At 65.4% G+C, this 11,462-nt stretch carries 12 protein-coding genes and 1 riboswitch; of the genes, 1 reads left to right on the top strand and 11 read right to left on the bottom strand.

Going from position 1 to position 11,462, the window contains the following annotated elements; all coding sequences use genetic code 11:
- Positions 1-479: 479 nt before the first annotated feature.
- The 6 genes from FHY19_RS18670 to FHY19_RS18645 all read right to left on the bottom strand — a co-directional run bounded on the left by FHY19_RS18670 (position 480) and on the right by FHY19_RS18645 (position 6,659).
- Complete coding sequence (locus tag FHY19_RS18670) at positions 480-2,060, bottom strand: CocE/NonD family hydrolase (protein WP_259167701.1); 1,581 nt, start codon at positions 2,058-2,060, stop codon at positions 480-482.
- A gap of 591 nt (positions 2,061-2,651) precedes the next feature.
- Entirely contained in the window at positions 2,652-3,626 is a 975-nt protein-coding gene (gene thiL / locus FHY19_RS18665; RefSeq protein ID WP_259167700.1) for a thiamine-phosphate kinase, read from the bottom strand.
- Positions 3,627-3,736: 110 nt separating this feature from the next.
- On the bottom strand, positions 3,737-4,216 hold the full coding sequence (gene nusB / locus FHY19_RS18660; protein ID WP_228862505.1) for a transcription antitermination factor NusB: 480 nt from the start codon (positions 4,214-4,216) through the stop codon (positions 3,737-3,739).
- Positions 4,213-4,677 (bottom strand): 6,7-dimethyl-8-ribityllumazine synthase, encoded by a 465-nt coding sequence (gene ribH / locus FHY19_RS18655; RefSeq protein ID WP_003490334.1) that lies wholly within the window; start codon positions 4,675-4,677, stop codon positions 4,213-4,215. The genes nusB and ribH overlap by 4 nt, the downstream gene beginning before the upstream one ends.
- Before the next feature lie 243 nt (positions 4,678-4,920).
- Positions 4,921-6,060 (bottom strand): 3,4-dihydroxy-2-butanone-4-phosphate synthase, encoded by a 1,140-nt coding sequence (ribB, locus tag FHY19_RS18650; protein ID WP_259154871.1) that lies wholly within the window; start codon positions 6,058-6,060, stop codon positions 4,921-4,923.
- Positions 6,057-6,659, bottom strand: coding sequence for a riboflavin synthase (locus tag FHY19_RS18645; protein ID WP_259167698.1), 603 nt, complete (start codon positions 6,657-6,659; stop codon positions 6,057-6,059). Before FHY19_RS18645 ends, ribB begins: the two co-directional genes overlap by 4 nt.
- Positions 6,660-6,826: 167 nt before the next feature.
- A riboswitch (FMN riboswitch) is annotated at positions 6,827-7,000 on the bottom strand.
- A 216-nt stretch (positions 7,001-7,216) separates the two neighbouring features.
- Between FHY19_RS18645 and FHY19_RS18640 the strand changes: the two genes are divergently transcribed.
- The gene (locus tag FHY19_RS18640) at positions 7,217-7,843 is read left to right on the top strand and encodes a hypothetical protein (RefSeq protein WP_259167735.1); all 627 of its coding nucleotides are present in this window, start codon (positions 7,217-7,219) and stop codon (positions 7,841-7,843) included.
- Between the two features lie 331 nt (positions 7,844-8,174).
- Here FHY19_RS18640 and FHY19_RS18635 read toward each other — a convergent pair whose 3' ends face one another.
- From FHY19_RS18635 to nrdR, 5 genes are all read right to left on the bottom strand, one after another.
- Complete coding sequence (locus tag FHY19_RS18635) at positions 8,175-8,582, bottom strand: isoprenylcysteine carboxylmethyltransferase family protein (protein ID WP_326521154.1); 408 nt, start codon at positions 8,580-8,582, stop codon at positions 8,175-8,177.
- 126 nt (positions 8,583-8,708) lie between these two features.
- The gene (locus FHY19_RS18630; RefSeq protein ID WP_259167697.1) at positions 8,709-9,101 is read right to left on the bottom strand and encodes a hypothetical protein; all 393 of its coding nucleotides are present in this window, start codon (positions 9,099-9,101) and stop codon (positions 8,709-8,711) included.
- Between the two features lie 226 nt (positions 9,102-9,327).
- Positions 9,328-10,422, bottom strand: a complete 1,095-nt coding sequence (ribD, locus tag FHY19_RS18625; protein ID WP_259167696.1) for a bifunctional diaminohydroxyphosphoribosylaminopyrimidine deaminase/5-amino-6-(5-phosphoribosylamino)uracil reductase RibD — start codon at positions 10,420-10,422, stop codon at positions 9,328-9,330.
- Positions 10,419-10,895: a GNAT family N-acetyltransferase gene (locus FHY19_RS18620; RefSeq protein ID WP_259167695.1), complete on the bottom strand. Its 477-nt coding sequence runs from the start codon at positions 10,893-10,895 to the stop codon at positions 10,419-10,421. The genes ribD and FHY19_RS18620 overlap by 4 nt, the downstream gene beginning before the upstream one ends.
- Before the next feature lie 4 nt (positions 10,896-10,899).
- Positions 10,900-11,424: a transcriptional regulator NrdR gene (nrdR, locus tag FHY19_RS18615; protein ID WP_005997276.1), complete on the bottom strand. Its 525-nt coding sequence runs from the start codon at positions 11,422-11,424 to the stop codon at positions 10,900-10,902.
- Positions 11,425-11,462: the final 38 nt, after the last annotated feature.

The following is an 11,462-nucleotide window of genomic DNA, read 5'->3' as shown; positions in this document are numbered from 1 at the left end:
CGCGGGACCTTACGCGGCATGGATGCCGCGTAAGAGCCTCCATGGACGGATTCACGGCGTGTCCCGCGATGGTGGGCGGGCAAGGGCCCTGCAGCAAACTCACAGCGTCTAGGGCGCAGTGCCCTCACCGCACCAGACAGCTTCCTGGCTGCTTTGTTGAAAACCATGCACACCGACCTTCTCGACAGGTCCTTGCCCGCCCACAGTCGCGGGACCTATGCGGCTTGCATGCTGCGTAAGAGCTGCACGGACGTCCTGGCAGCGTGTCCCGCAATGGGAGACGAGCAAAGGCCCTGAGCCAGGCTGCAGGACTACCGCCCTAAAAATCTCCCGGAAACGGGAATGACATCCTGCCTAGCCTGTCGGCTGTGTCTGGATGCACATGCAGTTGCGCACTAATGGACAGGCGATGATTGCCGCGTGCACCCGCTCGGATGCACGCGACCTGCAACTCACCGCGTCGTCAGCTCAGCACAACGTCATCGCAGCGGCACGTTCAATACTGATGGCGTTGCCAGCGGCGATGTAAACGTCACCGTGCCGCCGCCGTCACTGGCATCGGTATAGCGCACGTCGTGCGTGTCGATCACCAGCACCAGACGCTGCCCGGCCGGAATCTCCGCAGCGGCCGCCTGCAGCGGCCAATCCAGCGTCACTGCGCGGCCCGGCGTGGCTCCGCGAAGCGAGTACGGCGCATGCGTGATCAACTGCGCCACGCCCAATGCATCCATGCGATAGAGATAGGCGAACAGGCTCACGTTCGATTGACTGGGCACCACGGTCACGCGCAACGATGGGCTGCCCGCCAGCCGTTGCGTGCTGCTTGACGGCGTACCCATCCACACCGCGGCGCCGATGCGATTGACCAACGGAATGGACGTGGTAACCGGCACACCGATGCCTTGCAACAGACCGCTGACCAGCACCACGCCGGAGTCGGCCAGTGTCGGCACATCGGTGGCAATGCGCGACTGCCATCCGCTGGCGGTGCCGGCAATCAACCCACCGGTAGGGCTGAGCAACCCGGATGGTGCAGACAGACCCAGGCGCGTGCTGCCCTGCTGCACCGATGTCCAATCCGGATACGCCAGCCATTGCCCGGCGCGCGGCGACAGTCGCACCGGCGCTTCGGTATCCACGCCATTGCGTACTTGCTTGAGATGGCGATCGAACCAACGCGTGGCGGCGGTGTAGACCTCGTTGGGCAGGCCCAAGGCACCGGGTAGTTCGGTGGTGGCGTGATCGCCCTGGCTCAGCAGCAATTGCTTGGGCCCGCGCAGCTGATTGAAGAAGGCGATGGTCTGATTCGGCGGGAACAAGCCGTCGTTGAAGGCATTTCCCAACAGCACTGCGGTACCGCGCACGTTGAGTGCAGCCACGTCGGTGAGCGGGCTGCGCGAAGCGGCCTTGGGCAGAAATCCCTGTACCGCACCGTCGAAATCGCCCTGCGCCACTTTCGTACCGATCTGCGCCAGATCCGGGCCAGCGCGTCCGGTCAACGCGCCTGCGCCGACCAGCAACCCGACGCCTTGCTGGCTGACGGTAAGATTGGAATACAGCGAAGCCTCAAGATCGGCCCAGCCACTGAGCGCGGCCACCGCCTTGATACGCGGGTCGCGCTCGGCGGCCAGCAAGCTGATACCCGCGCCGTAGGAGATGCCGGACGCGCCGATCGCATTCGGATTGGCCGGCGTGTGCGCCAGCGCCCAATCGATGACCGCACTGACGTCTTCCACGGTGTCCGGACCGGCGATGTCGATCTGCCCGGCCGAATCCCAGAACCCGCGCGAGGTGTAGCTGACGACAACATAGCCATCGCTGGCCAGCTGGGTGGCGCGGCCCAGATATTCCAGATTGGGCAACGACCAGCTGGCCGGCATCACGATCAGCGGAAACGGCCCGCTTCCCTGCCCTTGCGGCACGAGCACCAGCGCCCCCATCGGCGCGCCGTCCCAGCCGGGGATGCGCTCGTAAGTCTTGCTGAAGGCGCCCGCCACGGCCGACGCCGACGACACCAGCAACGCAACCGCGGCGATGCCACGGATCCAAGCCTTGTTCATGCTGCTCTCTCCCACGCGGAGCCGGGCCGGGATAGCCCAGCGGCAACTGCCATGCATCCGTGGTTCGGGGGAGAACCTGGCGAACGTACCAGACGGTACGGTATGGCTCAAGGGCGGGGATTCGGGATTCGGGATTCGGGATTCGGGATTCGGGATTCGGGATTCGGGATTCGGGATTCGGGATTCGGGATTCGGGATTCGGGAGTCGGGATTCGGGAGTCGGGAGTCGGGAGTCGGCGGCGAGCGGCGAGCGGCGAGCGGCGAGCGGCAATTGGACGCCATCAGTGGAGATGCGGGCTGAGCTGCAGCCGGACACATGTCCTGCCGGCATCCCCGGGACCCACGTTTCGAGGGGACCGCCGTGCTGCAGACACGGCAATACCGCTTGGCCGTCTATCCCTTCAGGACACCATCAGACCGCCAAAGCCAAGCAGGCGCCTCGCAGCACAGCGCTCACCACAAGATGCAGTGCACAGACACGCAATCCACGTCGATCGATGCGCCTGGCGCGGCTGGCCCTGCAACAACGCACGCAGCGCCTAGGCAGCGGTCGTCACGACCCGCCAGCGCCGCGGCACCAGCCGCCAATCCTCAACCCACGAAGTGCTGATAGCCACGTTGGGGCGGTTGCCAGGGATGGCCGTCGGCGTCGTGCACCACCACGCCCGGTGCGGCAACGATCTGGCCGATGCGCGTGGCAGCCACGCCGGCAAACGCCATCGCCTGCAGCACGGCATCGCGGTGCTGCGGCGCGGCGGTGAAACACAGCTCGTAGTCGTCGCCGCCGCCCAATTGCCAGCCAATGCACTGCACGGCGCTGATTGCATCGCTGCGCGGCATCTGCGGTAAGTCGGTCAACGCCAGCCGCGCGCCCACGCCACTGCGTTCGCACAGATGGCCCAGATCGGCCAGCAGGCCGTCGGAGACGTCAACACAGGCATGCGCAAGCCCACGCAGACGCAAACCCGCCTGCACGCGCGGCTGCGGACGCAGCAAGCGGAGGCGCCATGCTTCATGCAGCCGGTCAGCCGCCACATGCGTGACATCCAACGTACCGGCCTGCCAGAGCGACAAGGCCGCCGCCGCTTCGCCAAGCTGGCCGGTCACCCACACATCATCGCCCACGCGCGCGCCATCGCGACGCAGCGCAGCCCCCGGCGGCACGCTACCGATCGCGGTGACCGCGCACGACAACGGACCGCGCGTGGTATCGCCGCCGACCAGCGCAATGCCGTGTGCATCGGCGAGCGCGAAGAACCCATCGGCAAATGCGTCCACCCACGCCAGATCGTCGTGCGGCAGGGACAGCGACAAGGTGCACCAGCGCGGTTGCGCGCCCATCGCCGCAAGGTCGGACAGATTCACCGCCAGCGTCTTCCAGCCCAGATCGTCGGGCAGCGTTTCGTGCGGAAAATGCACCCCGGCATTGAGCGTGTCGGCGGTGATGGCCAACTGCTCGCCGGCCGGCGGCTGCAGCAGTGCTGCGTCGTCGCCGATGCCCAACGGCACATCGGCACGCGCAGCGATGCGCGCGCGCAGACGAGCAATCAGATCGAATTCGGGCATGGCAACGGGAATCGGGAAAAGGGAATCGGGAATCGCAAAAGCGCTTCAGGAGATATCGTAAACGGTGCTCTCGCGATTCCCCATTCCCGAATCCCCATTCCCGCGGCGCCTCAGGCGCCGCTCGCGCCGGACTCGACCTTGCGCCACTCCACGGCAGCGCGATCCAGCACGCCGTTGACGTAGGTGTGACCGTGTTCGGAGCCGAAGCGCTTGGCGGTTTCGATCGCTTCGTTGATCACCACGCGGTAGGGCACGTCCTGGCGATACAGCAGCTCGTAGGCAGCCAGGCGCAGCACCGCGCGTTCGATCGCGTCGACCTCTTCCACGCCACGATCCAGGTACGGCGTCAACGCGGTATCCAGTTCGGCGCGATGGGTGAGCACGCCTTCCACCAGGCTTTCGAAGTACGCCAGGTCGGCCACTTCGTGCGCCTGCTCATGCGCAAACTGGCCGATCACCTGCTTGGCAAAGCCGCCGGAGATCTGCCAGGCATACACCGCCTGCAGCGCACGGCGGCGTGCACGCGAGCGCAGCACCGGGTCGATGCCGTCGCGACGGCCGTGGCGGGCATGTCCACCGGACTTGCTCATGGCAACAACTCCATCAAATTCACCAGTTCCAGCGCGGCAAGCGCGCATTCCTCGCCCTTGTTGCCATGGCTGCCGCCGGCGCGTGCCTCGGCATCTTCCACCCGCTCGACCGCCAGCACACCGTTGAGCACCGGCACGCCGGTCTGCAGCTGCACGCTCATCAGGCCCTCGGCGCACAGGTCGGCCACGTGTTCGTAGTGACGGGTATCGCCGCGGATCACGCAGCCCAGCGCAATGATCGCGCCGTGCTGGCCAGACTGCGCCACCCGGTTGGCGGCGATCGGAATTTCCCAGGCGCCGGGCACGCGGATCACGTCGATGGCGTCCTCGCCGATGCCGTTGCCGGCCAGGCTCTGGCGCGCGCCGGCAACCAGCACGTCGGTGATACGGGCATTCCAGCGGCTGGCGATGATCGCAAAGCGCGCGGTGGTGGGGCGAAGATCGCCTTCGTAGTGGGTCATGCGGGTCGGCAACTCGAGGGGGCGGGAAGTTTAACAGCTGCCGGGCCCGGGCCCGGCCGACATGCACGGCAGCGGCCCGCCGAAGCAGGCACTGCCGGGGCGTCCGGGACGCCAGGGCGCATCACCTGCAGCGCATGGTTGCCAGCGGCAGGCGGTTGGCGATGGGCCACGGGCGACGTCACCGCCCGCATCTTCGACACCCGCACCTGCTGGCAACCATGCGCTGCCGGCACTGGATTGCGCTTACGGCACCGCTGTCGGCGGCACCGAACGCAGCGCTTCGCCCGGGTGGCATTCCAGATACTCCACCACCTCCAGCCCGAAACCGGCCAGGCCGATCTGGCGGCGCGGGGTCCCCAGCACGCGCAGCTTGCCCAGACCGAGCTCGGCAAGGATCTGCGCGCCGGCTCCATTGCGCCGCCACTGGCTGACGTCCTTGGCATTGGCGGCAGCTTCGGGCTGCTGGCGCAACCGCGCCAACAGCGATTCGCTGTCGCGCGGGGCCGACAGCACCACCATCACGCCCTGTCCTTCGGCGGAGATCGCACGCAAGGCATCGGTGGCGGCCACGCCAAAATCATCGCGCTGCCAATGCAGCAGATCGGCCAACGGGTTTTCCACCTGCACGCGCACCAGCGTGGGCGTATTCGGCTCGGCCACGCCGCGCACCAGGGCAAAGTGCAGGTCGTGCGCGATGCGGTCGCGGTAGGTCACCAGTTTGAACGGGCCGAACTCGGTGGTGATGTCGCGCTCGTCCACCCGTTCGACGGTGTGCTCGTTGGCCAGCCGGTAGGCGATCAGATCGGCGATCGAGCCCATCTTCAGCCCGTGCTCGCGTGCGAACACTTCCAGCTGCGGGCGGCGCGCCATGCTGCCATCCGGGTTGAGCACTTCCACCAGCACGCCGGCCGGTTCCAGCCCGGCCAGCATCGGCAGATCGCTGGCGGCTTCGGTATGGCCGGCGCGGGTCAGTACGCCACCGGGCTGCGAAATCAGCGGGAAAATATGCCCTGGCTGGCTCAGATCCTGCGGTTTGGCATCCGGACGTACCGCGGTCCGCACCGTATGCGCACGGTCGTAGGCCGAGATACCGGTGGTAACGCCTTCGGCCGCCTCGATGCTGACGGTGAAGTTGGTCTGGAACTGCGCGGTGTTATTGCGCACCATCGGCGCAAGACCAAGCTGGGCGCAGCGCTCGCGGGTCAGCGACAGGCACACCAGTCCACGCGCGTGGGTCACCATGAAATTGATGTCCGACGGCTTGACCAGCTCGGCGGCCATGATCAGATCACCTTCGTTTTCGCGGTCTTCGTCGTCGACGATCACCACCATGCGCCCGGCGCGCAACTCTTCGATCAGCTCGGGAACCGGCGCGAAATTCATGCTGCACCCCGCGTGCCGAGCAGGCGCTCGACATAGCGCGCCACCAGATCGATTTCCAGATTCACCGCAGCGCCCACGGCAGTGGCCGCAAACGCGGTATTGGCGACCGTGTGCGGAATCAACGCCACTTCAAAGCCGGCCTCGTCCACGTCGTTGACGGTGAGGCTGACGCCGTCCACGCAGATCGAGCCCTTCTTGGCGACATAGCGCAATACGGCAGGCGCAGCGGCAAACCGCCAGCGCTGCGCACGCGCATCGCCGTGCACCGATTGCACCTGACCCAGTCCATCGACGTGGCCACTGACAAGATGCCCGCCCAGGCGATCGGTCGGGCGCATCGCACGCTCAAGGTTGATCACCGCGCCTTCCGGCAACGTACCCAAGGTGGTCAGCGACAGGGTTTCGGTGGACGCATCGGCTTGAAAACTGGCTGCGTCGAACGCGATCACGGTCAGGCAGACGCCGTTGACGGCGATGCTTTCGCCGAGCTGCACCGCCTCGAACGGCAAGTTGCCGACAGCGAAGCTAAACCGCACATCGCCGCCCTGCGGCTGGCGCGCCGCCAGACGGCCCACGCCTTCAATGATTCCGGTGAACATCAGCGCACCCCCGTTTGCAGCAACGATCGTGGTGGCTTGGCGCAGTGGAGGGTCGCGATGCAACGCGACAGGTGATGCAAAGACATAGTCGTTTCTCGCAGAAGTTGAGCGAAAAACGCCGCAAGGCAAAGCAAACAGGCGCGCGCGCAGCCGCAAGGCTGCGCGTTGGCCGTCTTCTTTCATCCGGACTATACCGTCGGCTCCGGCATCGGACCGGATCTGCTGACCTTCGCACCACCCCCGCAATGAACTGCCGGGCGCCGCCGCGAAGCGCTCGCGGGCTCGCACGTTTGCACGTGCCTACCGCCGGTGGGGAATCGCGCCCCGCCCTGAAGACGTTCGTGAGTACCGGCGAACCGGCCGGCGCAGTTTAACAGCGTGCACCGGCGTCATTGCTGACCACCGGCTAAGGCCGGCGGGACGCTGTGTCGTGTCAGGAATTTCCCCATAGCAAGTTTTGTGAAGAGTCTGTTAAATTGCGCGCCGCGGCGGGAGACGTCGCGCTCTTTTCCAGCCTGTCGGCGGAAGAAACGGACATCAATTCAGAGAGAACACTCATGCGCACCACCTTGATTCTGGCTGCCCTGCTGGCCGCCGCCCCGTTTGCCGCCACTGCTGAAGGTCTGAGCTACAGCTATGTCGAAGGCGGCTGGAACCGCACCGAAATCACCGTGAACGGCGATTCGGACGACATCGATGGCGGCTACATCCGCGGCTCGTGGCAGATTGCCGAGCCGGTCTACCTGTTCGCGGGCTACCAGCGTGCGTCGAACGACTACGGCCTCGCAAACAACATCACTCTGGAAGCGACGCTGCAACAAGCCAATCTGGGTATCGCTTACCGTCAGGAAATGACCGAGCGCGTCGATTTCATTGCAGACGCCAGCGTGCTGCGCACGAAGATCGAAGCTGAAGCAAAGCAAGCAGGCAGCCGCATCTTCTCGGCCTCATCAGCCAACAGGAACTTCGGCATGGTGAGTCTCGGCCTCCGCGGCAAGCCTTCGCCGCGCACGGAGGCATGGATCAAGGCTGGCTACATCGATGGCAATGATCTCGACCAGGGCGAATTTGCCGGCACCTTGGGTGGTCAGGTCAACTTCACTCCCACCTGGGGCTTGGTCGGCGAGGTCGAATTCATCGACGACGCCAACCAATACAAGGTCGGCGTGCGCGCAAGCTTCTGATCGACGCGCTGCAGCTACAAGAAAGGCTCCGCTTGCGGAGCCTTTTTTATGTCCGGCCCTTCCTGGCACGATCGGCCCGACCTGACGGAAAAACGCTTCAACAAGCAACCGGGTACCGATGCTCTACCGTCCGATCGAAACGCTGCTCGCACACCATTCGCAGCTGGAACGTGCGCCCCTGCGAAACGCCGCACATCAGTTTGAAGCGCCCGACGACACTCCAGCGGCGGCGGCACCCGCCCATGTCCAATGTCCAATGTCGACAGGAACACAGGGCGAATCGCAGGGCGCCAGGTCAAACGCACCATTGATCGACGTGCGTGACGCGGGTTCAGAGCCAGCGACGCACCGCTGCGCGGTACACCGCATAGTCGGCCTGGAAGCGTGCCGACAGGCAGCGTTCCTCGGGCAGTATCTGAAAAACCGTGACATAGCCGATAAACAGCGCCACTGCGAGCAAGCCAAGCAGCTGCCCGTGGCAGATGACCCAGCCCAGCAATGCCAGGGCATAGCCCAGGTACATCGGGTGACGCGAATACCGATACAGCCCGGATGTCACCAAGGCAGAAGATCGCTCCGGGTGCAGTGGATTGACCGTGGTACGCGCAGACCGAAACATGACTTTCGACCACGCATTGATCGAAAGGCCAAGCACAAGGCACGGCACGCCAATGGAAATGCATACCCCCGAGGAGACAGCCCCCGGCAATCGCCACACCACTGCTGCAAGCACCACCATCAGAATGGGCGGTGGAAGCCGCGTTTCTAGAGCGTGCAACATCGCACGCCCGCTTGCTGTCGTTTGCAGCAGGAAATGCCCATAAACCGGACCACGCATTCGCCCCTCACATCGCCTCGCATCCTGCTACTGATTGATGGTGGTTTCGATGACATCGACGATCTCACTCACGGGGAGTGTGAAGACGCCGGCGTCGCCATCGTCAAAGGCCGCACGCCATGTCGTGTAGCCCTCCAGATACTCCGGATTTGCCGGGACATGCCCCACCAGCGTGGTCACGGAGCTTTCGAGTGTCGTTCTGGACACCGGAAAATGCGGCAACTCCGTCGAAACGGCATCGGGAGCACGCACGTTCCTGACCCGCACGTCGCGGACGCTGATATGGAACACCTCGCCAATGTTCGGTTCGACCTCGATCCTGTTGATCAGCAGCGTCGAACCCGGCTCCTCGGCCCGGTTGCGGTACTCCCAGACTTGTCCTTCCGCAAACTTCCGGGCATGTGCAGCGACCATGGTCATAACGAGATCCGATACGTGAAGAAGGTGGGTTTCGTCCGTAGAGGCCTGAGAGCACATATTGGTCGGCAGTGTGTTCAACCGTCGCCTGCATCGCTGCCCTCCTTCGCACCTGCGCTGCCCGGGCAGGCCAGGCATTGGGTAACGCCCCCTCGGGCTTCAGCGCTGGCAGAACACGTGCACTACGGGAACAGCATCCCGTAACGTTCCCTTGCGCCAGAGCCAGCATTCATTCGACGACACCAGGCAGGTAGCGCAGCCGCAGATCCTGGCCAAGCTGGCGCACATCGGCCAGATGCAGAGCGCGACGTTGCGCCATGGTATCGATGCCAAGCCCGGCCAGCAGCGGTCTGGCGGTATCGCCCAGCAGCACCGGTGCCATGTAGACCAGCAGTTCGTCGACCAGGCCGGCTTGCAGCAGCGCGCCGCTCAGCGTTGCGCCGGCCTCTGCATGTACCTCGTTGATCCCGCGCTCGGCCAGCAGCGCCAGCACCGCTCCCGGATCCAAACGCCCTTCCTGCAGTGACATCCCGACAAATTCGGCATTCTGCAGCGACGGCGCTTGCAGCGCATGGCCATGCAGATAGAGCGTCGGCGCATCGCCCTGGCGGATGTTCCCGCACTCCAGGGTGCGCAAGCGCGCGTCCAGCACGACCCGCAACGGCGGCACGAAGGGCGTGTTATCGCCCAAGCGCACCGTCATCGCCGGATCGTCCGCCAGTACCGTGCCGGCACCGGTCAGGATGGCGCCGGCACGCGCGCGCCAGCGTTGCACATCGGCACGTGCGTGCGCACCGGTAATCCACTTGGAGTGCCCGTTGGCCAGCGCAGTGCGCCCATCCAGGCTGGCACCCAGCTTGACCCGCAGCCACGGGCGCCCACGCTCTACCCGCGAGAGGAACCCACGATTGAGTTCGCGCGCCTGCGCCTGCAGCACACCTGCGACCACTTCGATCCCGGCCTCGCGCAGCAGTGCAAAGCCACCGCCGTTGACCTGCGGAAACGGGTCGGCCATCGCCGCAACCACGCGCGCCACGCCTGCCTTGATCAAGGCCAGGGCGCACGGCGGCGTGCGCCCGTAATGCGCGCACGGCTCCAATGTCACGTATGCAATCGCCCCACGTGCCTGCTCGCCGGCGACGCGCAGCGCGAACACTTCCGCATGCGGGCCACCGGCCCGCTGATGGAAGCCTTCGCCCACGCACACGCCATCGCGCACGATCACGCAGCCCACCATCGGATTGGGCCGCGTGGTGTATGCACCACGTTCTGCCAGGCGCAGCGCCTGCGCCATCCAGCGGTGGTCGTCGGCCGTCACCTTCATTGCCTTGCTCCTTCGGGCGCGATGGCCATCACCACGATCTGCATCGGGCCAAGCAACAGCTCGGCATGCGCGTGCCAGCCCAGTCGCCGATAAAACGGCACCAGCGCCGGCTGGCAATACAGATACAGCAGCGGCACACGCAATTGCGCGGCGGCGCGCACGCAGTGCGCCACCAGTGCTTGGCCGATGCCCCGCCCGCGCGCCTGCGGCTGCACGTACAGCGATGCCAGCCAGGGCGACCATTGACGGATGCGGTCGTCGTCGTTCTCCAGCAGGCTGACCGAACCGAGCCAGTGCAACGGATCGAGCGCGACCCAGGTGGTGGGAATCACGCCATCGCGCGTATGCCTGCGCAGTTCGCTCAACGCTTCATCGATCGTCCAGTCCGGCAACAGGCTGCCGAAGGCCTGCAGATGCGCCTGTGCGATGGCGGGCAGATGCTCTGGCGTGTCCGCCACGCAGGCGATGCGCATGCGCTCAGCGCTTGCCGGGTTTGCCGGCGCGTTCCAGCGCCGCTTCCAGCAGCGGCAGTTGCTCGCTGCCTACCGGAAGCTCGCGCTCGAGCTTTTCGATTTCTTCGCGGAAGTCGGCCACGTCCTGGAAGCTGCGATACACCGAGGCGAACCGCACATAGCCCACATGGTCGAGTTTGCGCAGCTCCACCATGACGTATTCGCCCACCCGCAGCGAGCCGACCTCGCGCTCGCCGGACATGCGCAGCTGATGCACCACCGCGCGGACCGCCGCTTCGATCTGTTCTTCGGACACCGGGCGTTTCTGCAGCGCGCGGTCGAAACTGGTGCGCAGCTTGCGCGCATCGAATGCCTCGCGCCCGCCGTCGCTCTTGACCACGGTGGGCAGCTTGAGCTCGATGGTTTCCAGCGTACTGAAACGCTCGCCGCACGCCTCGCATTCCCGGCGCCGACGAATCGTCGTGCCGTCTTCGGACACCCGCGAATCGATCACGCGGGTGTCGTTGTGCTGGCAGAAGGGGCAGTGCATCGGAAGTCCGGGAATAGGGAGAGGGGAATAGGGAATCG

Source organism: Xanthomonas sp. 4461, from assembly GCF_024806475.1.
In the GTDB taxonomy this organism is placed as follows: domain Bacteria; phylum Pseudomonadota; class Gammaproteobacteria; order Xanthomonadales; family Xanthomonadaceae; genus Xanthomonas; species Xanthomonas arboricola_F.
This window is presented reverse-complemented; position numbering and strand designations above follow the sequence as displayed.

What these genes read in the sequence shown, in the direction of transcription:
- FHY19_RS18670 (WP_259167701.1), bottom strand. Translation starts at nt 2,060, where the DNA reads ATGAACAAGGCTTGGATCCGTGGCATCGCCGCGGTTGCGTTGCTGGTG.
- thiL (WP_259167700.1), bottom strand. Translation starts at nt 3,626, where the DNA reads ATGCCCGAATTCGATCTGATTGCTCGTCTGCGCGCGCGCATCGCTGCG.
- nusB (WP_228862505.1), bottom strand. Translation starts at nt 4,216, where the DNA reads ATGAGCAAGTCCGGTGGACATGCCCGCCACGGCCGTCGCGACGGCATC.
- ribH (WP_003490334.1), bottom strand. Translation starts at nt 4,677, where the DNA reads ATGACCCACTACGAAGGCGATCTTCGCCCCACCACCGCGCGCTTTGCG.
- ribB (WP_259154871.1), bottom strand. Translation starts at nt 6,060, where the DNA reads ATGAATTTCGCGCCGGTTCCCGAGCTGATCGAAGAGTTGCGCGCCGGG.
- FHY19_RS18645 (WP_259167698.1), bottom strand. Translation starts at nt 6,659, where the DNA reads ATGTTCACCGGAATCATTGAAGGCGTGGGCCGTCTGGCGGCGCGCCAG.
- FHY19_RS18640 (WP_259167735.1), top strand. Translation starts at nt 7,217, where the DNA reads ATGCGCACCACCTTGATTCTGGCTGCCCTGCTGGCCGCCGCCCCGTTT.
- FHY19_RS18635 (WP_326521154.1), bottom strand. Translation starts at nt 8,582, where the DNA reads ATGGTGGTGCTTGCAGCAGTGGTGTGGCGATTGCCGGGGGCTGTCTCC.
- FHY19_RS18630 (WP_259167697.1), bottom strand. Translation starts at nt 9,101, where the DNA reads ATGACCATGGTCGCTGCACATGCCCGGAAGTTTGCGGAAGGACAAGTC.
- ribD (WP_259167696.1), bottom strand. Translation starts at nt 10,422, where the DNA reads ATGAAGGTGACGGCCGACGACCACCGCTGGATGGCGCAGGCGCTGCGC.
- FHY19_RS18620 (WP_259167695.1), bottom strand. Translation starts at nt 10,895, where the DNA reads ATGCGCATCGCCTGCGTGGCGGACACGCCAGAGCATCTGCCCGCCATC.
- nrdR (WP_005997276.1), bottom strand. Translation starts at nt 11,424, where the DNA reads ATGCACTGCCCCTTCTGCCAGCACAACGACACCCGCGTGATCGATTCG.